This is a genomic window from Nonomuraea thailandensis (genome assembly GCF_024172165.1).
Taxonomy (GTDB): Bacteria; Actinomycetota; Actinomycetes; order Streptosporangiales; family Streptosporangiaceae; genus Nonomuraea; species Nonomuraea thailandensis.
On record NZ_JAMZEB010000001.1, the window covers coordinates 237,496 to 259,667 of the forward strand.

General features: G+C 67.6%; 21 protein-coding genes and 4 pseudogenes. 13 read left to right on the forward strand and 12 right to left on the reverse strand.

Going from position 1 to position 22,172, the window contains the following annotated elements:
* Nucleotides 1–62: 62 nt before the first annotated feature.
* A complete protein-coding gene (locus HD597_RS01140; protein WP_253739673.1) occupies nucleotides 63–1,343 on the reverse strand; it encodes an ABC transporter substrate-binding protein in 1,281 nt (426 codons plus the stop codon).
* 1,297 nt (nucleotides 1,344–2,640) lie between these two features.
* Between HD597_RS01140 and HD597_RS01145 the strand changes: the two genes are divergently transcribed.
* The 4 genes from HD597_RS01145 (at nucleotide 2,641) to HD597_RS01160 (ending at nucleotide 5,873) form a co-directional block, all read left to right on the forward strand.
* The gene (locus HD597_RS01145) at nucleotides 2,641–2,787 is read left to right on the forward strand and encodes a hypothetical protein (RefSeq protein ID WP_253739674.1); all 147 of its coding nucleotides are present in this window, start codon (nucleotides 2,641–2,643) and stop codon (nucleotides 2,785–2,787) included.
* 500 nt (nucleotides 2,788–3,287) lie between these two features.
* A complete protein-coding gene (locus tag HD597_RS01150) occupies nucleotides 3,288–3,749 on the forward strand; it encodes a helix-turn-helix domain-containing protein (RefSeq protein ID WP_253739676.1) in 462 nt (153 codons plus the stop codon).
* Between the two features lie 128 nt (nucleotides 3,750–3,877).
* Nucleotides 3,878–4,363, forward strand: coding sequence for a transposase (locus tag HD597_RS01155; RefSeq protein WP_253740337.1), 486 nt, complete (start codon nucleotides 3,878–3,880; stop codon nucleotides 4,361–4,363).
* 304 nt (nucleotides 4,364–4,667) lie between these two features.
* Nucleotides 4,668–5,873 (forward strand): WD40/YVTN/BNR-like repeat-containing protein, encoded by a 1,206-nt coding sequence (locus tag HD597_RS01160; RefSeq protein WP_253739678.1) that lies wholly within the window; start codon nucleotides 4,668–4,670, stop codon nucleotides 5,871–5,873.
* A gap of 316 nt (nucleotides 5,874–6,189) precedes the next feature.
* On the opposite strand, the gene HD597_RS01165 is transcribed toward HD597_RS01160, so the two are convergent.
* Nucleotides 6,190–7,095 (reverse strand): transposase, encoded by a 906-nt coding sequence (locus HD597_RS01165; RefSeq protein ID WP_253739685.1) that lies wholly within the window; start codon nucleotides 7,093–7,095, stop codon nucleotides 6,190–6,192.
* Nucleotides 7,096–7,188: 93 nt separating this feature from the next.
* On the opposite strand from HD597_RS01165, the pseudogene HD597_RS66490 reads away from it, so the two are divergent.
* Nucleotides 7,189–7,365: pseudogene (locus tag HD597_RS66490) on the forward strand (DDE-type integrase/transposase/recombinase); the annotation flags it as partial.
* A gap of 206 nt (nucleotides 7,366–7,571) precedes the next feature.
* Here the strand turns inward: HD597_RS66490 and HD597_RS01175 are convergent.
* Both HD597_RS01175 and HD597_RS01180 read right to left on the reverse strand, forming a co-directional pair.
* Nucleotides 7,572–7,793, reverse strand: a complete 222-nt coding sequence (locus HD597_RS01175) for a nuclear transport factor 2 family protein (protein WP_253739687.1) — start codon at nucleotides 7,791–7,793, stop codon at nucleotides 7,572–7,574.
* A gap of 48 nt (nucleotides 7,794–7,841) precedes the next feature.
* Entirely contained in the window at nucleotides 7,842–8,837 is a 996-nt protein-coding gene (locus tag HD597_RS01180) for a zinc-dependent alcohol dehydrogenase family protein (protein WP_253739688.1), read from the reverse strand.
* Between the two features lie 566 nt (nucleotides 8,838–9,403).
* Between HD597_RS01180 and HD597_RS01185 the strand changes: the two genes are divergently transcribed.
* The 3 genes from HD597_RS01185 to HD597_RS01195 all read left to right on the forward strand — a co-directional run bounded on the left by HD597_RS01185 (nucleotide 9,404) and on the right by HD597_RS01195 (nucleotide 10,799).
* Nucleotides 9,404–10,006: a branched-chain amino acid ABC transporter substrate-binding protein gene (locus HD597_RS01185; protein ID WP_253739689.1), complete on the forward strand. Its 603-nt coding sequence runs from the start codon at nucleotides 9,404–9,406 to the stop codon at nucleotides 10,004–10,006.
* 52 nt (nucleotides 10,007–10,058) lie between these two features.
* Nucleotides 10,059–10,490, forward strand: a complete 432-nt coding sequence (locus HD597_RS01190; RefSeq protein ID WP_253740338.1) for an ABC transporter substrate-binding protein — start codon at nucleotides 10,059–10,061, stop codon at nucleotides 10,488–10,490.
* A 141-nt stretch (nucleotides 10,491–10,631) separates the two neighbouring features.
* Nucleotides 10,632–10,799, forward strand: a complete 168-nt coding sequence (locus HD597_RS01195) for a hypothetical protein (protein ID WP_253739691.1) — start codon at nucleotides 10,632–10,634, stop codon at nucleotides 10,797–10,799.
* Nucleotides 10,800–10,936: 137 nt separating this feature from the next.
* Here the strand turns inward: HD597_RS01195 and HD597_RS01200 are convergent, their stop codons facing one another.
* On the reverse strand, nucleotides 10,937–11,551 hold the full coding sequence (locus tag HD597_RS01200) for an MBL fold metallo-hydrolase (RefSeq protein ID WP_253739692.1): 615 nt from the start codon (nucleotides 11,549–11,551) through the stop codon (nucleotides 10,937–10,939).
* 178 nt (nucleotides 11,552–11,729) lie between these two features.
* On the opposite strand from HD597_RS01200, the gene HD597_RS66495 reads away from it, so the two are divergent.
* The gene (locus HD597_RS66495) at nucleotides 11,730–11,933 is read left to right on the forward strand and encodes a hypothetical protein (RefSeq protein ID WP_372513320.1); all 204 of its coding nucleotides are present in this window, start codon (nucleotides 11,730–11,732) and stop codon (nucleotides 11,931–11,933) included.
* Between the two features lie 150 nt (nucleotides 11,934–12,083).
* Here HD597_RS66495 and HD597_RS01210 read toward each other — a convergent pair.
* Nucleotides 12,084–12,401, reverse strand: a pseudogene (locus HD597_RS01210) (hydroxyurea phosphotransferase); the annotation flags it as partial.
* On the opposite strand from HD597_RS01210, the gene HD597_RS01215 reads away from it, so the two are divergent.
* From HD597_RS01215 to HD597_RS01225, 3 genes are all read left to right on the forward strand, one after another.
* Nucleotides 12,387–12,569 carry a hypothetical protein gene (locus HD597_RS01215; RefSeq protein WP_253740364.1) on the forward strand — a complete coding sequence of 61 codons (183 nt, stop codon included), beginning with the start codon at nucleotides 12,387–12,389 and terminating at the stop codon, nucleotides 12,567–12,569. The pseudogene HD597_RS01210 and the gene HD597_RS01215 sit on opposite strands and share 15 nt — an antisense overlap.
* Nucleotides 12,570–13,187: 618 nt before the next feature.
* Nucleotides 13,188–13,544, forward strand: a complete 357-nt coding sequence (locus HD597_RS01220) for a YciI family protein (protein WP_253739694.1) — start codon at nucleotides 13,188–13,190, stop codon at nucleotides 13,542–13,544.
* Between the two features lie 4 nt (nucleotides 13,545–13,548).
* Nucleotides 13,549–14,823: an RNA polymerase sigma factor gene (locus HD597_RS01225; protein WP_253739695.1), complete on the forward strand. Its 1,275-nt coding sequence runs from the start codon at nucleotides 13,549–13,551 to the stop codon at nucleotides 14,821–14,823.
* Between the two features lie 1,048 nt (nucleotides 14,824–15,871).
* Here the strand turns inward: HD597_RS01225 and HD597_RS66500 are convergent.
* The 4 genes and pseudogenes from HD597_RS66500 to HD597_RS64135 all read right to left on the reverse strand — a co-directional run bounded on the left by HD597_RS66500 (nucleotide 15,872) and on the right by HD597_RS64135 (nucleotide 18,115).
* The gene (locus HD597_RS66500) at nucleotides 15,872–16,216 is read right to left on the reverse strand and encodes a transposase (protein WP_372513344.1); all 345 of its coding nucleotides are present in this window, start codon (nucleotides 16,214–16,216) and stop codon (nucleotides 15,872–15,874) included.
* A pseudogene (locus HD597_RS66505) lies at nucleotides 16,162–17,088 on the reverse strand (transposase); the annotation flags it as partial. The gene HD597_RS66500 and the pseudogene HD597_RS66505, both read right to left, overlap by 55 nt.
* Complete coding sequence (locus HD597_RS66510; RefSeq protein ID WP_372513321.1) at nucleotides 16,986–17,399, reverse strand: transposase; 414 nt, start codon at nucleotides 17,397–17,399, stop codon at nucleotides 16,986–16,988. The pseudogene HD597_RS66505 and the gene HD597_RS66510, both read right to left, overlap by 103 nt.
* 587 nt (nucleotides 17,400–17,986) lie before the next feature.
* Nucleotides 17,987–18,115 carry a hypothetical protein gene (locus HD597_RS64135; RefSeq protein WP_276082656.1) on the reverse strand — a complete coding sequence of 43 codons (129 nt, stop codon included), beginning with the start codon at nucleotides 18,113–18,115 and terminating at the stop codon, nucleotides 17,987–17,989.
* Here HD597_RS64135 and HD597_RS01235 point away from each other — a divergent pair.
* A pseudogene (locus tag HD597_RS01235) lies at nucleotides 18,056–19,315 on the forward strand (AfsR/SARP family transcriptional regulator); the annotation flags it as partial. The gene HD597_RS64135 and the pseudogene HD597_RS01235 overlap by 60 nt on opposite strands.
* 509 nt (nucleotides 19,316–19,824) lie before the next feature.
* Here HD597_RS01235 and HD597_RS01240 read toward each other — a convergent pair.
* Nucleotides 19,825–20,763 (reverse strand): JmjC domain-containing protein, encoded by a 939-nt coding sequence (locus HD597_RS01240; RefSeq protein ID WP_253739697.1) that lies wholly within the window; start codon nucleotides 20,761–20,763, stop codon nucleotides 19,825–19,827.
* 66 nt (nucleotides 20,764–20,829) lie between these two features.
* Nucleotides 20,830–22,149: a lanthionine synthetase C family protein gene (locus HD597_RS01245; RefSeq protein ID WP_253739699.1), complete on the reverse strand. Its 1,320-nt coding sequence runs from the start codon at nucleotides 22,147–22,149 to the stop codon at nucleotides 20,830–20,832.
* Nucleotides 22,150–22,172: the final 23 nt, after the last annotated feature.

A 22,172-nucleotide genomic window follows, 5' to 3' on the forward strand; every position in this document is an offset into this window, starting at 1 on the left:
CGATATCGTTCTCGAGAACCCCCGCCATGGCATGACGGTCCGCAAGGCCGGAGATCTCCTCGCTAGCCTGCGATGAGGGCGTTGGCCTCCGTGATGAAGGTCTGGGCAGCGTGGTCTGGGTCCATCCGGCCGAACAAGACGTCATCCGTATAGCGGTTGAGAATGTCCTCCATGGCACTGGCGCCCTTCGGCGGTACGGCGGGCGGGTTCGTGAGCTCGCTCTTGATCTCGTCGAGGAAGGCCAGCGTCTTCTGGTCGGTCTCTGGAAGCGTGTCCCTGACGGCCGCCAGCACCCTGGCATTGGCCGGCAGGCCGCGGTCGCTGAGGATGATCGCGCCCGCCTCAGGATCGTTGACCAGGAAATCGATGAACCTGGCGGCCTCGGCCGGGTGCTCGGACTTCGCCGAGGCGGTGTAGAACATCGCCGGCTGCAGGAACATCCCGCCGGAGACGGCGTCCTGTTGCTTCGGCATCCGCAGCAGGTTCATGTCCTTGCCGCCGGAGGCTTTCTTGATGGCGCCGAGTTCGTTGCTCCACCACATTCCCATCGCCCCGTTGCCGGTGGCGAACAGTGACCGGTCCACGCCCTGGGCACCGAGCTCAACGCTCCTGGCGACATCGGGTGACCCCTGGGTTTTGATCAGCTGCCGGTGGACGGCCCACCATGCCTTGATCGTCCGGGGCGACATGCCGATCTGGTTGCCGTCATAGAAGGACTCGCCCCGCTGAGCGGCGAAGATCTGCAGGAAGGCCGGATTGAAGGCCTGCTGCGTTCCGTAGACCTTGCCACCGGTCCGTGCGGTGATCCTCGCCGCCAGGTCGATGTAGTCGTTCCAGGTCCACGTGGCGTCGTGGGGAAGCTTCTGCTCCGCGTCCTGGATCGCCTTCGGATCCGCGACCAGGGACCAGGTGTTGACACCGGTCGGAACGGCGAACTGCTTGCCGTCGATCGCGCCGGCGGCCAGCACCTTGCCGTCGATGTCGGCGGTGTCGACCTTTCTGGACAGGTCGGCGAGCGTGCCGCGTTCAGCGTATTCCCGCAGGCCGCGGACCTCGATCGTGATGACGTCCGGCGCATCACCGCTCGCGACCTTCGCGGCCAGCCGCTCGTAGTAGCCACCGAAGCCGGAGAACTCTGCCACCACGTCGATGTCCGGGTTCTTCGCCTCGAACCGCTTGATCGCCTCTTCGGTCCTCTTCTGCCGCACATCAGTGCCCCAGTAGGAGAAACGCAACTTGATCTCGCCGCCGGCGCCCGCGCCGCCGCACGCTGTAATGATCAGCAGTATGGCGGTGCCCAGCCATGCCGACACCGGCGTCCGCATCCTCTTGTCAGAGCCCACGGCTCTCCTCCTTGGGGTGGGGGGTGATGGACCTGCTCCGGTCCGATGATGGCCACGCCACAGTCAGCTCGGGAGCATCCTGGCGAGCAGCGCGGGCGCGGTGAGCGGCCTGGCGAACCGCGCGCCTCGCGGAAAACTGAGGCGCCCTCTTGCATGCCGTCAACGGCGGCTTCTCCGCCCGTACGATCAACTCCCGGCCCGCCGGGCGCGGCGACCGAGCCGCGGACAGCGCGCACCCGTCCATGGCGGCACGGCCACCAGCGCACAGTACCGCGGCAGCGCACGGGCCCTCTCATTACTCTCACGGTCACGTTGACGACGGCGTTCGCCTTGTGATCTTTCTTGGGACGTCACCGGAGTGCGGCGGCGACGTGCTCGGGCAGAGGACCCGTCCACCACCTGCCGGCGCAGGTCGACCTGGACGACGGCATGGCCTCGCGGCATGAGGTCATCGTCGTAGGACCCCTCGAATGTGCTGGGTACGCCGTCGTCCTCCTCGTTCTTGTACGCTCCCGAGTACTCCGGGCGGGAGCGGCCGTCGCGCGATTGTGCGCTCAGGGTCGCCGGAGCGAAGTGCGGGCCGGCTTCGAAGATCACCGGCGTTTCCGGATGGCATCCGCGTAGGAGCAATCTGTTCGGCTCAGGTCGCTTCGTGGCTGTGCTGCCGTCGTACCCGGCGTCGCTGGGTGTCCCTGCTGCAATCATGGTCAGGGGCATTCTCGACAAGGTTCGTCCACCTATGCTCACGTCATGATCTGCGTCGCCATACTGCCAAGAATTATCCTTTGGCAGGGATGGGCAAAGCGCCAACGTTCGTTTGCTGACTGCTAAATTGGCTCCCTCTCGTATCTGGTTCCGGGAAAAGTCTCCGAGGAGAACCAGGGTTGTGCTGCAAATGCGCGACTTCCGTGTTGGCGAGGCTGGCGTGCGCCTGCTTGCCATCGGCACCCGCACAGCATGGCGTCAGGTCCTCACCTGTCGACCTCCAGTCGTCGTGCGCGCGTTCCGGCGGCCCACATCATCGTGCACCGCACACTGATCCGATCAACTGCGCTGCGGACCAGCTACCGCATGACCAGGCAAGAAGGCGTCCACCAGATGCCGTTCACGTTCTTGCCGGCCCTGTCCGATTAGCGTCGACCGCAATCTGACCACAGTTCCAACAGGCGGCCTGATCAATGGGAGGCAGAATGACGATGGCAGGAAAGATGCCCAAATCGGCAGTCATCAGTCTGGCTTATGGGGGCTCGGGGGTGCATTGTTCATCCATCCACTAAATGACGAATTGGAGTGACTCATGAAGCGCGTTCTCATGGGGACGATTGCCGCCATGCTCCTGACCGGCGGGATCGCCGCTGCGATCGCTGCACCGGCGAGCGCGGACACAGTGCAGACCACGGGTGACTCGCCTGTGAGCGTCTCGCCCGACAACCGCGACATGTAGCGACACGCAGTGCCCTGCCACGCTGTCCCTTCTCCCTTCTAGCGGTCGTCGCAACACCCCAGCATGGGGGAGTGCGGTGGAGTTCGAGATCCGCGAGATGCGGCCTCTTCAGGAGCGATGGAAGCTGACCCATGAGCGGGAGGAATCTGCCCAGCTTATGGACCAAGGTCTCAGCAGCATGGAAACGTGCCGCCCGGTCGGGATCAACTACTGGGTCGGGAAGCGGTGGCGGAATGGCTCGGCGCCGAACAAGGCGGAAAGAAGGGGCCCCGCCGTTGAGACACCGTTGGCGAAGTAGATAAGACAGAAGCAGCCCCGTGATCACCAACGTAATCACGGGGCCATACATGTTGGGGAAACGTGTGCCTGGCTGGCTTTACCACTGAGACAACCAGCACAGCTGCGACGTGGTTGGATCTGCCCGGGTACAGCGGCTGAAAGGCTGAGGTAACACGGCGTGGTTGCGTGCTCATGGCTGGGTTCGGGAGTATGCCGGTGGGATGCGTTATCCGGATGGTGGTGGTCTGACCCCGGCGGCGCGAGCCAAGCGTGAGCAGGTCCGCTTGGAGGCTGCTGGGCTGTTCGCCGCGGGCATGTCGCCGCCTGAGGTGGCCAGGAAGCTGCGGGTCTCACGTAAGTCGGCCTATGTCTGGCACCAGGCCTGGCGCACGGCAGGGGCCGCGGCGCTGGTGTCGAAGGGGCCGGGCGGGCAGCAGTGCCGGCTGAATGCTGCGCAGGTGGAGCGGTTGGAGGCCGCCTTGGACGCCGGTCCGGCCGTGTGGGGGTGGATCGAGGATCAGCGGTGGACGCTGGCGCGTGTCACCGTCCTGGTCGGCAGGTTGTTCCACGTCTCCTACACCCCGCGCGGGATCTCCTACCTGCTGCATCGGCTGGGCTGGAGCCCGCAGGTCCCCAGCGCCGCGCCGCCGAACGCGACGAAGAGCAGGTCGCCACCTGGGTAAAGGACACGTGGCCGCTGGTGGAACAACGGCGCGGGATCAGTACGCGTGGATCTGCTTCGCCGACGAAGCAGGGCAATCGCTGAGGCCGCCGAAGGCCCCGTACCTGGTCCCGCCGTGGATGCACCCCGATCGTCACCGTCTCGGGCAAGGGCTCCGGGCGGGTCAACCTGGCCGGGCTGATCTGCCTCAAGCCGGGGCAGCGGACCCGGCTGATCTACCGCATGAGGATCTATCGGCGCCGTAAGAACGAACGCAAAGGATTCAGCGAGACCGACTACGCCCGTCTGCTGGACGCCGCCCACCAGCAGCTCGGCGGGCCGATCGTGCTGATTTGGGACAACGTCAACACCCATGTCGACGCTCGGATGCGCAGCTTGATCGACATGCGCCCGTGGCTGACGGTGTTCTCCTTACCGACCTACGCGCCCGAACTCAACCCCGTGGGAGATCGTGTGGTCGCACCTCAAACGCGGGCTGGGCAACCTGGCCCCTGCACGCTCGACGACCTCGCCGCGGTCATCCGCAGCCGGCTCAAGCAGATGCAGTACCGTCCGGACCTATTGAACGCCTTCCTGGCGCACACCGGCCTGAACACGAACCCCAGATCGGCATAACACCCCGAACCTTCATCCTCTGTAGCGGCTCTGGTGGGAGGGAAGGCTTCAGCGACTGACCTCGGGGCCTGGCTCACTCCGGCTCCGACGTGGCCCTTGTCGGCAAGGGTGAGCAGGTCAGCGGATTGCAGGCGGCGCTGGATGCCGGACAGGTAGGACAGAGTTGGGGACGACGACGGCAGTGCGGCACGGCAGAACAGCAACTCAGAGCCTCTTCTGCTTGTCGATCAACTCGGTGCGCGCGGTATGTCCTCCACCAGTGGCTTCTCACTGGCCGTCGATGCTTTTCGTTCTATATTGGTACATGATCAAAAAGTGGGCAGTCATCATGGCGGCGGTAGTGGCGCTGGCAGCCTGCAGCGACGGACGCGGGGGTGCCGTGCCCACCCCGCTGACACCACGCCGTGCCACCGATCCCCGACCCGCACCGTTTGAGGCTGCCGCCGTACAGCCCACGCTGCGGCCGGCCTGGGGCGTGTGGAAGGACACCGGGATCAGCGAAGACCAGGCCTATATGAATAGCGTCGCAGCTCCGGGCTCCCGAGACGCATGGGCGGTGGGGTCCGACGCCTTTAATCTTGTGGGAATCGTGAAACATTGGGACGGCCGTCGCTGGCGGCCGGTCAAGCCCCCGAGGAAGAAGAAGGGGAATAACGGACTGCTGGTGGTGTCCGCGTCGACGAGCGGAAATGTCTGGGTGTTCGGCGAGGAGGGAGACGCATGGCGGCGTGAGGGCGGCGGCTGGTCGCACCAGGGCCGTCCGAGTCAGATCGACAGTTTACATGCTGCCGTCGTGGTCAGCCCACGGGAGGTGTGGGTGGCAGGAGCCATGAGCTGGGGAAACTGGAGCCCTGTCGTCGCGCGATGGTCGGGTGCCTCATGGACGACCGTACCGACTCCTTTCGAGGGCGCGGTGACGTCCCTGAGCGTCGGTTCTGGCCGACAACTGTGGGCCATAGGCCGTGAGGGGGATCCCAGAAGTGGAGAGGGTGCGCCCGCAGTCGCACGCTGGGACGGCGAGCGTTGGCGTGCCGTGCCGCTGCCCGACCTGCTTCGGTCGAAAGGGGTGAGGTTGAAGAGAATCGTGGCGGCGTCGCCAGGTAAGGCGTGGATCGCGGGATCCGTCGACACGGGAGCCGTCCAGGTCCGAGATGACGAGGAGTACACGCCAGGCTTTGTCATGTACTGGAACGGGCATAACTGGCAGTCACTCAACGCTCCCTCGCACGATGCCTTCCTGTCAGGGACGCCCGGAGTCGACGACTTCGGCACCATCGCCTCCGATGGCCGAGGTGGCCTCTGGCTCGGCGACGCGCATGCCCGCATCTGGCACTACGATGGTCGTGCGTGGGCAGCGGAAAAGACTGTATCCGGCAACAAATGGTATATGGCCGACGGTTTTGCTTCCATTCCCGGCAGCCGTAGGGCGATCGCGGTCGGTGGTAAGCCGATGGCCGAGGAGGACAGCCGTGGCTGGATCTGGATGCGGCACCCGGTTGCAAGCGAATGACCGTGCCCGGGACGGGGACGCTGAAGCGGATAGCCGAGCTTTCTTCTCATCATGCTGCCGGACGCAGAGCGGCCAAATGCGATGTGCGGGTCGGGGACAGCGGGGTTCCGGTCAGCCAGGCGTCGAGCCTGGTGAGGGTCACCTCGGCAGCGATGGGTAGGTGCTGGAGATGAGTCTTGGCGGTGCCTCGTAGCGGGATCGCCGCAGGCCGAAGCCCTTGCAGCTTTAAGCGATGGTGCCCTCGATACCTGCCCGGGTGGCGTAGCGTTGCTGCCATTCGTCGGTGCTTTGCCGCTGCCGTGCGCGTTGCAGGGCTTCATGCTCTTCCTATGGGCGCAGGGTGATGCGGCGGCCTCTGGCGCCGCGGGTGCACAGCTCCCGGGTGGGACAGTGCTTGCAGCCGCGCATCGAAGCGCATGCCGATCACTGACGTTCCGCCTTGATCGGTTTCGTTGGCCCAGGGCAGGCTGGCGGCTCCGCTGGGGCAGGTCATGACGCGGTTGTCCCAGTGGATGGTGAAGTCGCTGACGGCGAAACCGTTGCCCTCGGCGCTTTGCCAGGCCTGGTCGGGCATCATCGGTCCCAGCAGTTCGATGCCGCGGCGCTCGGCGCGGGCGACGTTGCGCGCGCTCATGTAGCCCTTGTCGGCCAGAAGCACCGCCGGCGTCGGCCCGCGCGAGGCCAGAGCCTCATGGACTTGTTCGGTGGCGTCGTAGTCGCTGCCGGGCGAAGGGGCGGTGATCACATTCGTGGTCAGATGTGGGGCGTCGGTGTCGCAGGTCTCGGTGAGGTGCACCTTGTAGCCGTCCCAGTGCGATTCGCGCTTGGTTCCGGATCGGGCGTCACTGTCATAGGGCGAGATCTGGCGGATCGTGCCCGGTAGCTGCTCGTCCGGGGTTCGCCAGCGCAGCCGATCGTCAATGGTGACGTACTGCGGGATCCACACGTGGCGCAGCGTCTGCACCGCGGGGATGTCGCGCAGCCATCCAGGAGCTGCCTGCGAGTAGACCGCGCGCAGGATGCCGTTGCCGTCGGCGCCGATGTCGTGGCCGAGTCGGATGCGCTCAGCCTTGTTCCTGCGCAGGCGGTAGTCCTCAATGCGAGCCTCATAGCGCTCGAACCATCCAGGTTCGGCCTGGGCCAGCAGCCGGTCGGGGGCTGCGGCGGCCAGCGCGTTGAGTGCGGCTCGCACCATTTCATGCACCTGCTCCAGCCGATTCATCGTACGCATGGCCATAAGGAGGTGGGTGGAGTCGGTTCCCTGCCCGCCCCGGCTCAAAGCAGGCCTCCGATGAGATCTACTGGGCGCCGCGTATTCATGCCGACCTGGGAGAGTCTCGTGTACCTGGCGGTGGTGCTGGATGTGTTCTCCCGCCGGATCGTCGGCTGGGCGATCACCGAGCACATGCGCACCCAACTGGTGACGGATGCGATGGCGCTGCACCAGCGCCACCCCGTGGCCGGAGTGATTCACCGCAGCGACAAGAGCAGCACACCTCGATCGCCTTCGGCCTGCGGTCATGACCAGAACAAGCGAAGCGACACTCGAGCAGACCGCCTGCCCGGAGTGTCGTCCCTCGCGTGTGAGGATCAGGTCTTGTCGAAGAAGGCGTACAGGCGGTGGATGCGGCCGTCGCGAAAGACGGCGACGTCACCGCCGCTCGCAACGGGACCTTCCGCCCCGGGGACTCCGTACTGTCAGGTGAACCGGGCTTGCTGATGGTGGGCATCGACCGGGTCAGGCAGGCTGAAGCGCAACTCGGGCGGTGCCTGACGCTGGATCCGCGCGAACAGCTCGTCGAGCCCGTCGTGCGTCTCCGCCTCGTCATCCGGGTCGATGTAGAGGCAGTCCGGGGTGAAGGCTTGTTCGATCAGTGAACGGCGGTGAGCCGGATCCCGTTCGTTGATCGCGTCGATCATGCGGCGATGGTGGTCGCGTGCGAGCTGCTCATCAGGATTTCCCTCGGTTCAGTGCTGGACGGTGACGACGATCTTGCCGGTCTGGGCGTTCGATTCCAGGTGGCGGTGAGCCTCCACGATGTTCGCCAGCTCAAAAGTGCGGTCGATGACGGGCTTCAGCGTGCCTGCACGGAGACCGGCTTCGATGAAGGCTCGGGCGCGGGTCATGCGAGCGGGATCGGAGGTGATGAGATCTACGTTGAAGCCGTGGACGGTGATGGGCCAGTTCATGGGCAGGGGCGCGGGCCGAGGGTCAAGCCAGCCGTAGACGATCAGCAGGCCGTCAGCGGCCACGGTCTGGGCAAGGTCGCTCAGTGCGGGCCCGCCGACGGCGTCGAAGACGACCCTCGCGCCCTGGCCGCCGGTGATGGCGTGCACGCGGCCGGCAAGGTCGCCCTGGTTGGCGGCGAGGACGTGGGCCGCTCCAGCACGAAGCAGCCGCGCGGACTTGGCGTCGGTCCGGGTAACTGCAATGGGAACGGCGCCGAGGTGGTTGACCAACTGGATGGCCGCGAGGCCCACGCCGCTGGAGGCGGCGGTGATGACCACGCCGTCACCAGGATTCACGCGACCCACCTCCACCAAGGCGCCGTAGGCGGTCAGGTAGGTGGTCCACAGGGCGGCGCCGGTGATCGCGTCCACCGTGGCAGGACGAGGCAGGAGGGACTGAGCCGGGACGTGGACACGGTCCGCGTAGAGCCCGTGGTGCGACATCTCCTGATCACTGATAACGCTGACGGCATCGCCTGGTGCGAAACCCGCGACCTCGCGGCCGACTTCCTCGACCGTGCCGGCCGCCTCGACGCCCAGCCGGGAGCCGGGAAGGGTGGGCTGGTAGTAGTAGGTACCGGCGCGAAAGAGCGCCTCGGCGCGATTGAGGCCGATGGCGTCGATCCGGACACGCACCTCTCCCGGGCCCAGGGGGTCGAGCCGAACTTCCTCGATCTTCAGGACGTCAGGGCCGCCGATTTCATGGAAGCGCACCACTCGTGCGTGGATGGTCATGAGGAAGACGCTAATGATGGGGACATGAGACGTTCCATGCCGCAGGGTCTTCAATTTCTGTCCGATCGTCTTTGCTGCTGGATGTCAAGCTGATCTGATCATCCTGGATGTGCTCATCGCCTCCCTCCGACGGATTAGAGATACACCGTCTTCAACGTCCCTACGGGGCACGCTCAGCGCTGGGTAGACAGCGAAAATGTGGCGTTGATCAATCTGCGAGTCATGCGCTGATCCGCAAGTCGCGCCCGCCGTTGACGGTGGCTGCCCGCAGGGCTGCAGAGCGTCAGGCGGGTGACGATGAACGATCCGGGGCCGAGCCCATCGAGCCATGCGCCCGGATGGCGGTCACTCGCCGGCACACGTGTCCCGCGGGGACGAAAGGCCGGGAATCAGCACGCTCGTGCCCGATTTGTATATGCATGGCAGGTTATTACTTGCTGACGCTAGCATGATAATAGTGATGCACTCTTGTATCTTACTTCGTGCAGCTCAGGAGGCGCACATGCGTGCTGTCCCTATCAAAGCCCTCGCTGTGCTCGTCATCCTGAACCTCATGACCGCCGGAGGTGGTCAGGCACCGCTCGGCGGCGCACACGATGGCGAGAAAGCAACTGGCCCCGGTCGTCCTGGGAATGCTGATCCCCCAATCGGGAAGCGAGGCCGGGATCGGCCCGTGCATGAGCAATGCGGCGCAACTGGCGATCGACGAGATCAACGCCAAGGGTGGCGTCCTCGGACGCAAGCTCCAGCTCGAGACCGCCGACGACGCCTGCGACGCGCAATCGGCGACAGCCGGGACGAACAAACTGGTCACCGAGGGGGTGCACATCTCCATCGGTGGTTACTGCTCGGGCGCGACACTGACCACACTGCCGATCTTCGGCAAGGCCGGCATCCCCATGATCATCCCCGCGGCCAACTCCCGGGAACTGGTCGACCGGAGACACAGACATGTCTTTCTGATCAACGGAACCGGTTTGCAGCAGGCCGCCGCAGCCCGGGAATGGATCGCCGAACAGGGCAGCGACCGCGTCGTGCTCATGCACGACAACACCAGCTACTCCAAGGACATCGCGCTGCGCACCAAGACACTGCTCGGCCCCCGGGCCGTCGCCGTCGAAGCGGTCACCCCGAGGAGAGCGACTACAGCGCCAGCGTCACCAACGTGATGGCGGCAACCCTGATTTCGTCTACTGGACGGGCCCGTTCCAGGAAGGCGGGCTGGTCGTCCGCCAGCTCCGGCAGGCTGGATACAACGGCCCCATCATGGTCGGTGACGGCTCGGTGTCCCCGGAGTTCGCCGAGATCGCCGGGCCGTCCCACGCCGAGGGCGTGTATGCCCCGATGGCCCAGACCCCGGAGACCATCCCGGGCGCGAACGACTGGATCGAGTCGTACAAGAAGAAGTACGGCACCGCCCCCGGACCTTACTCCAACCAGTCCTACGACGCCGTGCGCCTGGCCGCCGAAGCCATCACCCAGGCCGGCGGCACTGGCAGCGCCGGCGTCCTCGCTGCCCTGGAGATGATGGACGGCTTCCAGCTGTTCTCCGGACCGCTGAAGTTCACGCTCGAGCACACGCTGGCGAACGGGGGATTCCAGATTCTCGTCGTCAAGGACGGGGCCTTCACCCTGCAGGACACCCTGACATGACGCGACTGGTGTGGAACAGCCTGTTCGTCGGCTCGTTCTACGTGCTCCCCGCTTGTCGCTCCTGATCACGGCAGTCGGCGCGTCGTTCGCGCTGAAGTACGGCATGCGCGCCACCGCCGGCGCGGTCCAAGGGTCTACCCGGTGCGGCTGGAGGGCGACACGTTCGAGTTGTCCGGTGCCCGGCAGACCTACCGGCAACTCGCTCTGATCGCGCCGGCCATGCTGCTGATGGCCGGGCTCAACGTCCTCGGCTCGGCTCTGGCCGGTGCCGCCGGCGTGGCGCCAATTATGGGAGGATCGACCTCCTGAAGGGGCTCCTCACCGTGCGGTCGGCAGGTCTGCTCGGTGAACGGGTGTGACGACGGCCGGGCGGCTGCGCATGCGAGGCACGGACAGGCCGCTCGTGTCCCGCCTCACACGCCCGGGCTCTACGTGGCCAAGCACAGCTACCGCGGTGTGCTGGCGTCAGGGACAAAGGCGGCGCCGTGGCCGGGGACCACGATGTCGGCCACCGCCAGTACTCGCTCTCGGCCGAGGTGCAGCGCATCGAGGTCGACGGCGTGCCTGTCTCCTGCGGACGTGGCGTCATTCCACACATGGGTGTAGGCCACGACCTCGTCCGGAGTGCCGACGAGCGTGGTGATGTCCTCGCGCGTGTGACCAGGTGTCCTGATCAGCTTGATCGATGGCGAGAGCTCATAGCCCTCGGCGTCACGCCAGATCCACCGATCTCCGGAGTAGATCGCCCAGTGGTCATGAAATCTGGCATGCGGAAACAACGCCGCGTTCAGTGTGTGATCGGGATGATGATGGCTGAAGACGACGTCGGTCACCGACTCGGGCGTCACGCCCAGTTCCCTCAACGGATCGAGAATGAGCGACCGGTGTTTCACCATGCCCGGATCGGTGACCAGGCGGATGGGACCGTCCTCAACATATCCGACCGTGCTCGCTACACCGTCGCTGCCGTACCCCTCGTACAGGACGGTGTACGAGGCCGTCCTGGCGGCGGGAAAGTCACTCATCGGTCCCCTCATATGTCTTGCCTGCGCTCCGCCCATGTCGGCGCCCCCTCTGCCCTTTGAGCAGTTGGGACGGCATGGATGGCGCGCCCCTTCGCATCGCCCTGTGAATCCGGGCCAGCCCACAGCGCCCGCCTGACAAGGAGCATGGAAGAGTCCATGGCTGCGCACAACCCGTCCTCCTGCCATATGTCGCAGGATTCCTGCCAACGCTGCATTGTCTGCGTGCCGCCGGGGCAAGATCGACGCCTGCATCCGCTATCTGGCCGGCCTTACCGCTTTCCTGCGCTACGACCAGGCCCTGGCGAAGGGATGGCCGATCGCCACGGGTGTTATCGAGGGCACCTGCCGCCACCTGATCGATGATCGCCTGGACATCACCGGTGCTCGCTGGGGCGTGGCCGGAGCCGAGCCGTCCTGAACTCCGCGCCCTGATCACTAACGGTGACCTCGCCGCCTATTGGCACCATCACCCCGTCCAGGAGCACCACCGCGTCCACCATGCCCGCTACCGGGATGCGTACGACCTCACCACTTGATCACCCAATGAACCGCAGGAACCAACCCCCCTTCATTCCCGCCGGCGCAGCAGCGCCAGAGCGATGGCGACGTGGACAGGTTCGAGTGCGGTCTTGCCGTCTTCGATATCCCAGAGGGCGTTTTGCAGCACGCGGCCGAGGGTCCATCCGACTGCTCGCCCTCGGTCGAGGCCGAGGACCTCGGTCAGCAGGTCGAAGCGGCGCAGCACCGCGCGAGCCACATCACCGGTGGCCTCCACCTCCTCCCACCGGTTGTCCTGTGCCGGCAGCGACTCAAACCCCGGCTGGCCCGCCTGCGCTTCAGGGGCAATGGCGGCACTGCTGGAATCGTTCAGGTGGGGGCGGCGTTCCGGATCGCCGTGCCCGTGATGGCGGGCGGGCCGTTGCTGCTCCCGGAGTACCGCGGCACCACCGCCGGGCGGCCGGACCTGGTCAGCGTCGTGCTCGTCGGCTCCACCTCGCCCGAGAAGCCGGGTCCGCCGAAGCCGTGTCCGAAACGAGCACCGAACTGGGCCTAGTCCTGGGTGTAGCCGCCCTGGGCAGCGTCGGAGCCGTCGTCTACCGCCAGGCCGTGCCCGCCGCTCTTCCCGCCAACCTCCTATCGGAGGCGACCTCCGCCGTCCACGACTCGGTGGAGGCCGCTGTCGCCGCCACCGAGCACCTTCCGTTCGGCCAGGCGGAAGCCGTACTCGCCCCGCTCGGGAGGCGTTCAACCTCGTTGCCGGGATCGGTGCAGTTGTTACCTTGGCCCTGGCCATCCTCGCCCTGTGGCGCTCCGCCGACGGACACCGGTCGCGGAACCCACCCCGCCGAGACCGAGACGGCGGAGGTTCTTGGCCAGGCCGGAGACCGGCCTGTCGAACCTTCAATGGGCCACCACCGGCCCCGATGCTCTCACACAGCACAGCCCACTGAGAATCGAGGCCAATCCCTTCTTGGAATTACTCAACGGCCACGGTGGCCATGGCCGACCCCCGCATCGCACCCGATTCGACCACCACGCTTGCCCTTCGGGACGAAGTCCAGTCGGCCCAGGGGCTCCGAGCAAGATGGAGCTGGAGCGTCGATTCGTGACCGCTTCGTTCGTCGCATGAGTAGTCGGGCCGACCGGGCCTCACAACGATTGGATGTCTGACATGGCGAAATACCTGCTCCTCATCTATGGGGACGAGCAACTCTGGCAGGCGATGTCCGCCGAGGAGATCAAGAACCTTCAGGAGGGCCATGCAGCCTTCGCCGCAGCGGCCGGTGACGCGATCCTCGGCGGGCACGAACTGGAGCCATCCATCACCGCGACTTCCCTGCGCGGCCAGACCAGCGGTCGGTCCAGGCTCACCGATGGCGCGTTCCTCGAGACCAAAGAGGTGCTGGGCGGCTACTACGTCGTGGAGGCAACGGACCTCGACGCCGCGATCGCGCTTGCCGAAAAGCTGCCCGAGCTCTCCGCGGCGCACAGCGGGGTGGAGATCCGGCCGATCCGGGAGGGGAACTGACCACGTGACCGAACACGAGAGCGGTTCCATCGCTGATCTTGACGTGGGCGAGGCGGTCGCGCAGGCGCACCGTCACGAGTGGGCCAGAGTGCTCGCCGCTACGGTGCGGGTCGCGCGTGATCTCGACCTTGCCGAGGAATGTGCACAGGACGCGTACGCGCAAGCGCTGCGCACCTGGCCCACCAGCGGCGTTCCAGCCCGGCCAGGCGCCTGGCTGACCACCGTCGCTCGCAACCGCGCCAAGGACGTTATGCGACGGGAGTCTGCGCTTCGGTCGAGATTGCCCTTGCTCGTCATGGACGACGTCGTGGCCGGGCCGGAAGACCCCACCGACCCGCCGGTGCTCGACGACGATCGGCTACGTCTCATCTTCACCTGCTGCCACCCGACGTTGGCCCGCGACGCGCAGGTGGCGCTGACCCTGAGGCTTGCGTGCGGTCTGTCCACCGCCGAGATCGCTCGGGCGTTCTTGCTGCAGGAGTCGGCGATGGCTGCGCGAATTACACGCGCGAAGAAGAAGATCAGCACCGCCCGCATTCCGTTCCGGGTCCCCGCGCGTGCTGATCTTCCTGCGCGGGTCAGCGTGGTGCTGGAGGTGGTATATCTCGTGTTCACCACTGGCTATGCCGCACCGATCGGCGCGCAGCTCGTACGCCAGGATCTCATGGACGGCGCCCTCCACCTCGCCCGAACGCTGTACCAGTTGTTGCCGAACGACAGCCAGGTCGCCGGCCTGCTCGCGCTGATGTTGCTCACCGACGCACGCCGCAACACCCGGCTGTCCGACACCGGGGAGCTTGTTCTGCTCGCTGACCAGGACCGGACTCGGTGGGACAGACAGCGGATCGCCGAGGGCACCGCGTTGCTGGCTCACTCGCTGCGGCAGAAACCGACCAGTTACGCCGTACAGGCCGCGATCGCAGCCGTACACGCCGAGGCGGAACACTGGGAAGACACCGATTGGACGCAGATCGTCGCCCTGTACGATGTGCTGCGGCGCCTGTGGCCGTCCCCGGTGGTCGATCTGAACCGCGCCGTCGCGATCGGTCTGCGTGACGGCCCCCAGGCGGGCCTTGCCGCTCTGGATCTGTTGCTCGAAGAACCAGCACTGGCTACGTACGGCTACCTCAGCGCGGCCCGCGCCGACTTTCTGCGCCGACTAGGCCGGTGGGAGGAGGCGGCGACGGCGTACGAAGAGGCCCTGGCCATGACCGACAATCTCGTCGAACGCGCCTTCCTGACCAGGCGGCTCGACGAAGTTCGCACCCACTTGGCGTGACCCTCCCGTCGAAGTGGGCGCGCCCGTTCGTCGCCGTACTGAAACGGCGCCGCACGAGCGCCTGCACCAGAGAGATGCGTGACATGGAGGCGATGCGGACGACCTCGGGTTTCAGGGGGCGCGGTGGGCGGTGACGGCGGTGTTCGCGGCCAATGGACTGCTCAGAGTCAGCCTGGCGGCACGTACCCCTTCTCTCCAACAGGACCTTGATTTCAGTGCCACATCGATTGGGGTAATTTCGGCCATTTTCGGCCTGACCGCAGTGGCGGCCATGCAGACGACCGGCGGCCTCGCCGCCCGATTCGGCAGCGAGGCAGCCATGCGGTGGCTCACGTCCCCGCTGCCGATCTTGCTGATTGGCATCGGGTTCGCACCGTATTTTTTTGGCGATCATCGCGCTCCACGGGGTGCTCGACGTGAGCATGAACGCCCAGGCCGTGGCAGTGGAACGGGCGCTGAAGCGGCACATCATGAACAGTTGTCGCACGGCAGGAGTGTAGGTGCCGTTGCTGGGGCAGTGCTCGGTGCGATCGCCGCTCAGGTCGGTCTGTCGGGTGCCTGGCACGAATGCGGTGCTCGCTGCGGCTTTGGTGCCGGTGGCGCTCGTCGTGAGGGGTGTCTTGCGCCGGCTGAGGCCAGGCGGGGTGGGGCGCCGGCAGCGGGGAGCCTCTGGTCTGCTTGGCGGACCTGATGGACGCTGCGGCTTCTCCCCTTCGGTGCGATGGCTGCCATTGTCCTGACGGCCGAGGCCGCGGCGGCCGATTGGAGCGGCGTGTTCCTGCATGAGTACCGGCAGGCGCCACTCGGCCCGGCCGGTCTGGCATATGTCGCCTATGCCTGCGCCCAGACAGCCTTGCGCCTCATCGGCGACCGGATACGGACCTGGCCCGGGTCTGAACCGCTGACACAGAGAAGACCCAGCCGCACCGGGACATGGCGGGCAACCCGGAGCCGCTCACACAGCACAGCCCATTGAAGAATCGAGGCTAGGAGTGTCTTGAAGATCTTGGTGGGTGGGTGGGTCGGCGTGGGCTGGCTCACCCTCTTGCTATGCAGTGATCGGGATGAGTGTCCAGATGCCGTTGGTGTGGGTGAGTCCGAGGTTGATCAGGCGGCGGAGGTTGAGGGCGGCGGCGCGGTGGTGGAGCCAGCGGTCGTTGGCAGGGGTGCCGCGGTAGCGCAGGCGGCGGTTGCCGCGGGCGACCAGCCAGGCGACGGCGCGCTCCACCATGGGCCGCCAGCGTCGGTAGTCGTCTTGCCAGGCGGGGTCGGTGGCGGCTTGGTGGCGGCTTGGTGGCGGGCGGCGGCCTGCAACTGATGGTGGGGGCGGATGGTGAGCACCCGGCCGGTCTTGGCGGTGGTGCACCGTTCGCGCAGCGGGCAGGCGGCGCATAATCCGGTGAAGGTGACGCGGCGCTGCTGGTAACGGCCCCCGGCCGCGGCGAGCGGGACGGTATGCCCGGCCGGGCAGGTGACCGTGCCGGCGGTGGTGTCGATGGCGAAGTCGTCCAGGGTGAACCCGCCGATCACGGCGGGCTTGAGCGCGGGCGGCTTGATCAGCAGCCGGTGCCCGGCATCGGTGAGGGCGGCGCGCAGGCCGGCGGCGGCATAAGCGGCATCGGCCAGGATCTGCAGCACTCCGCGCTCGGCGGCGAGCAGGCCGGGCGCGACGGCGGTCTCGTGGTGGATGGCTCCGGCGCCGGGGCGCAGGGCGACGGCGGTGAACAGGCCGGTCTCCGGCTCCACGGCCAGGTGGGCCTTGTAGCCGTCGTCACGCTGCTGGCCGCTCTTGTGGATGTGGCGGGCCTCGGGATCGACCGGGGATGATCCGATCAGGGGCGGTGCGGCGGGCGGTGCGGCGGGCGATCCGCCACCGGCCGTCGGTGCATCGGAGCCGTCGGCGGGCTCGACGTCCTGGCCGGCGATCAGCGCCAGCAAGCCGATCGCGTGCTCGGCCGGCTCGTCCAGGTCTTGGCCGTTCAGGTGGTCGAGCAGGGTGAGCGCGTCCGTGACCAGGCCGCTCACCAGGGCGGACTTGGCCTCCTCGTCGTCCCAGGCGATCTTCGGTTTGCCCGGGTCGGTATAGTCGTGCGCGTGACAGTGCGCCGCCACCAGCGCGCTCGCACCGGGCACCAGGCGGGCCACCCGGCGGATCGCGGCGATCAGCTGGGTGATGGTGTCCTGGGTGGCGACCGCATCCAGCAGCACCGCCGAATCCAGCGCCCGCCGCGTCCGGCCGGCCAGCACCCCGCTCTGCTCCGCCACGGCGCGAACAGCTCCGAAGATCCGGGTCCCGGGGCCGGCGAGCGGGCCAGCCGGCGCCGGAAGCAGGTCAGCAGCGACGGATCGAAGCCCAGGTCATACAGGCCCAGCCCGCAGGCGGCCTTCCACCGCAGATCGAACCGCAGCGCCCCGACCGCCTCCTCATCCGACAGCCCATGCAGCGCCTGCAGCACCACCACCGTGGCCAGCAGCCCCGGCGGCACCGACGGACACCCCTTGACCGGCGCGTACATGTCCGCGAACATCTGCGGCGGAAACAACACCCGCCGACGCCCGGCCAGAAACGCGAACACGCTCCCGGCCGGAATCATCTCCCGGCACACAACCCACACCTCAGGCCCGGCCGCAACCCTCCGACGACCCATCACAACCCGAGTCTGAATCCCGAAACTCCACCTGACCAGGCCACCAAGATCTTCAAGACATTCCTAGCCTCTCGTCGGGGCCTGCGCGTCGCTTCCGCCGCCGGAAGGATCGTCCAGGGTACTCCAGACCCCCTGCGGTCCGGCATGGGATGTCCAAGTCCCCGCCATGCTCGTCCAGTCCGTGGGTGTCTCCCCGGCCGCGTCAGCGGATCTTGCCCGTGCAGCCACAACGTCGGCAGATCCCCGACTGTGCCCTCCATTGGCGATCGTGGACAGCGCCTCGGCGAACGCCTCCAACGCCATGCCGGCGCTGGCCTTGACCTGATCTGAGTCCAGGCGCCACCGCGCGGCTCACGGCGAACTGGTTTGAAAGGCGAACTGCTGCCAGATTCCGGCTCTTTTACCGCCATAACCGCCCTTCGGGGATCATCAGGTCGGTCTGCTCGCTACCGTGCCAGATCACCCCAGTCGTCAGCGCCACGGCGCACCGGTATGAGCGGACATCGACGGAGGACTCAGTGCCGCATGCCCACATCCGACTCGGCTTGCTCGGGCCGCTTGAGGTGGAGATCGACGGCCGCGAGGTGCCCTTGCCTGCAGGCAAGCACCGCGTCCTGCTCGCCGCGCTCCTGCTTCGGGCTCACCGTACTGTCTCCACGGACGAGCTGATCGAATATGTCTGGGGCGACGCGCCACCGGCTGTCCCTCGCGGTACCGTGCAGACCTACATGACGCGCCTGCGCACCGCCCTCCAGCCGGCCGACCTGATCGTCAGCCGGCGCGGCGGGTATCTCATTGAGGTGCCCGACATGTCTTTCGATCTGCACCGATTCCGGGGCCTCGTGGCCCAGGCAGAGGAAGCCGCAGTGACCGACCGGAACGCGGAGTCCTCGCTGCTGCGGCAGGCGCTGACCCTGTGGCGGGGGCCCGCGCTCGCCAACGTGCCGTCCGAGACGTTGCGGGCGCTGGCCGCGCTCCCTCTCGACGAGGAACGCCTGGAGATACTGGAACGCCGAATCGAGGCGGACCTCTTCCTCGGCCGGCACCGGCGGGTGCTGACCGAGCTGCGGGCGCTCACTGCCGGCCACCCGCTGCACGAGCGCTTCTGGGGACAGCTCATCTTCGCGCTGCATGGAAGCGGCCGGCAAGCCGAGGCCCTGGAGGCGTTCCGCACGCTGCGCCGGCGGCTGCGGAACGAGCTCGGCATCGAGCCCGGCAAGGACCTGCAGACCCTCCACCGGCGAGTGCTCAACGGCGAGTCCATCCTCCCCCGCCGATCGGGCGACCACCTTCCGCCCTGTCCATGGGCGGCCTCCTGCCACCTGCCGCCGGACATCGGCACCTACGTCGGGCGTACCGCGCTGATCGAGGAGGCTGTGTCCCAGTTGGTGCGCCGAGACCGTGTGGCGCCCCCCGTCCTGGCCCTGTGCGGCGCGCCTGGGACGGGTAAGACGGCCCTCGCCGTTCGGATCGCGCACCGAACCCGGAACGGCTTTCCCGACGGTCAGTGGATGCTGCGGCTGACGGACGCCGAAGGAAACCCGCGCCGCCCCTCGGAGGTGCTCGCCGAGGCTCTCCTCGCCGCCGGGGTCGACCGCTCGCGCATCCCCGAGGGCATGGAACCAAGAGCGGCGCGGCTTCGCGCGGAGCTGGCCGACCGCTCGGTGTTGCTGGTGCTGGATGACGCCGTGGATGCGGCCCAGGTCAGGCCGCTGCTGCCGGGTACCGCCGGATGCGCCGTCGTCATCACCTCCAGGAAGGACCTGCGGGGCCTCGCGGCGTTGAACGACGCGAACGTCGTCACGCTGAAGCCGCTGCGACGCGAGGAGTCGGTACGGCTGCTCGCGGACCTCGTCCAGGGCGGGCGTGGGGGCAATGAGCGCGCGTTCGCAGAGATCGCCCAGCTCTGTGGCGACCTGCCCTTGGCCTTGCGGGTGGCCGCGGTCGGCCTGGCCGGCCGTTCTCCCGCGGAGGTGAGTCGTTATGCGGCCCGGCTCCGCTCTGGCGACCGGCTCTGCCTGCTCACCGTGACGGGTGACCCGCAGGCGGAGCTGCGGGCCGCGTACGACCGGTCCTACGGGGAACTCCCGCCCGCCGCCAGGCGGCTCTTCCGCCTCCTCACGCTGGTGCCGGGCGGAGATGTCACTCAAGAGGTCGCGGCGGCGCTGCTGGCGGTACCGGGCCAGGAGGCCGAGCGGTCGCTCGCCGCCCTTGCGGCCGCCCACCTCCTGCGGGAGTCCGACGCCGGTCGCCGGTACCACCTCGACGAACTCCTGCGGCTGTACGCGGCGGAACGGCTGGCCGCAGAGGAGCCCGAGGCCTCCCGGTCGGCGGCCTCGCGGCGGGTCGACGTCTACGGCAACAGCTCAGCGGCACCCTTCACGCCGCCGTCCGATCCGGAGCCGAGCGGCCAGGGCAAGCGGGAGGCGGGCTCCGGGATCGACAGCGTCGACTCGACGGCCGCCGCCAGCACCGCGAGGTCGATCGGCGTCTCCTGAATCCTGCGCAACGTCTCCAGCAGGGCGGCGATCCTGTCCTCGCGTCCAGCGGGCAAGTGCTCGTGCCTGCCGAAGGTTCGTTGCACCTGGGCGGCCCAGGCCTGCACGACCTCGCCCAGCCGTGGCGGATTCACCATGACGGACAGGTGCAGGGAGCCCTCCGGTCCGGCCAGCGCCCGATGCCCCATGCCGAGCGGCACGTACAGACCCTCGCCTGCGCGCAGCTCGATCTCCTCCGTGACGGCGTCCTCGCCCGGCGGGTCGGCGAGGTCCCAGTCCTCGCCTGCCGGCAGGTCATAGAGGATCCAGCGCTTGGTCCCCTCTGCCTGGATCACGAACACATGGGTGCCGTCCCTATGGGGCATGCTGCCGAAGTGACCTGGAGGGGTCAAGAACGCGGTGGTCTGGACTCGCGCGGCCAGTGTCCGCCCGAGCTCTCCGCACAGCCGAGCGACATCTCCGTCCCAGTTCTCGACCCCGGACAGGGTCAGGGTGGCGCCCTGCTCGATGGCCGCGGCGATCCTGTCCGGATGGGCGCACCCGGTATGCCGGTGCTCACCGACGACCATCGACCGGGTGTAGGCGTTCGGATGCAGGGCGGCGCCTTCGTGACTCAGGCCGAATTGCGGGTAGCGGAGGTTGCCGTACGCGAGCCAGGTCTCGACCGACCTTCGACTGATCAGCGAGCGAGCTTCGTCCGAGGTGGTGAAGCCGAGCGGGCTTCGCCCCCAGTCGAGGCGCTCGGCCTCTTTCGGGCTGGCGAACAGCCGAGCCCACGCCGATGCGACGCCCATGATCGTGTGCCCTCCTTCACGCCGCCCCACGGGCGGCCTTCCAACGTGGTCATGTAACGAGGCCGCTCACCGCACCAGTAGCGCGGCGTCCCAACCGCTCGCCGCCGGCTGGTCGGCGGCATATGCGTGCAGCGCCAGGGCGATGCCCGCGGAACCCTCCAGGAAGCCGGGCAGGTCGAGCCAGTCCTGCTCGTGCAGGGTCGCCGCGCGAAACCCGAACGCGGCTTGCGGGTCGTACAGGTCGACAGCCTGGCCGGCGAGCCTGTCGGCGGCCCCGGTGAGCTCGGCGTCGTCCGCGTCGCGGGCCACCAGCCGGGTCAGATGGAGCAGCCCCGCCCAGCCGTGGCACAATCCGGCGTCCTGCACGCCGTGCCCTTCGTCGGGCAGCGTCAGCGTGCTGCGCAAAGCGTCCACGGCGAACCGGCGCCAATCCGGTCGGTCCAGCGCCATTCCGGCAAGCTGCAAGGCACGGGCCGCGCCGGGCACGCCGTAGCACCAGGCCGTACGGCTGCGAGGCAGGCCGGCCGAGCCGGCCTCGACATCCTCCCGCTGGACCCAACTGGGCCAATACGCGCCCGCCTCGTCGACGCGGTGCCAATCGTGCATCCAGCCGGCGATCCGCGCCATGGCCTCGTCCTGGCCGGGGACGCGCACGCCCCCACGCCAGGCGAGGGCCAGCAGCGCCAGCGGTCCCGCCACTCCGTGGGCCAGCCCCAGGTTGCCGTGGCCGCCGTAGCCGTCCAGCGGTTCGCCGTGCGGAGTGTGCGGCACCCACCAGCCGGGCAGAGCCGCGTGCTCTCCCGCAAGGGGTCGTGCCAAGGCGACGAGAAAGGCGAGGATCTCCACCAGAGCCGAACGGGCTGGTCCGGTGTCCCGATCGAGAAGGTGGCGTCCCACGCCCGCCACACCGCCGATGACGTCGTATGTCTCGAACGGTGCGCCGGGGATGCCTGCCTCGATGCGTTCCCACTCGGGGCGCAGTCGCGCTGGAACCTGGACTGCGAGATGTTCGTCGATCGACGTGAGGATCTTGTTGTACTCGCCAGGGCGTGCGGCGCATGAGGCCGCGAAGGCGAGGGCGAGGGGGCCGTTGTAGAGCCCGGAGAGCCGTGCCTGACCCGACTCTGCGGCGGCGTGTGTCAAATATTCGTGCGCTACCCGACGGTAGGCGGGGTCGGTGTGCGCCAGTTCGGCGTACAGCAGGGCTACGGCCGGATATCCGTCGGTGAGACCCATCGGCCCCCAGATCGGCACGCGACCGTGTCCCGGAACCGGGCGCCTGTTGCCCGGGGCCGTCGCCCGCTCGGCGACGGAGCCGGGGTCGGCGAGCCGCTCAGCGAGATCGGCCACGACCGCGGCGGCCCTGGCCTGGGTCCCGTCGTCCACACCGCTTCGCGGTTGGACGACCT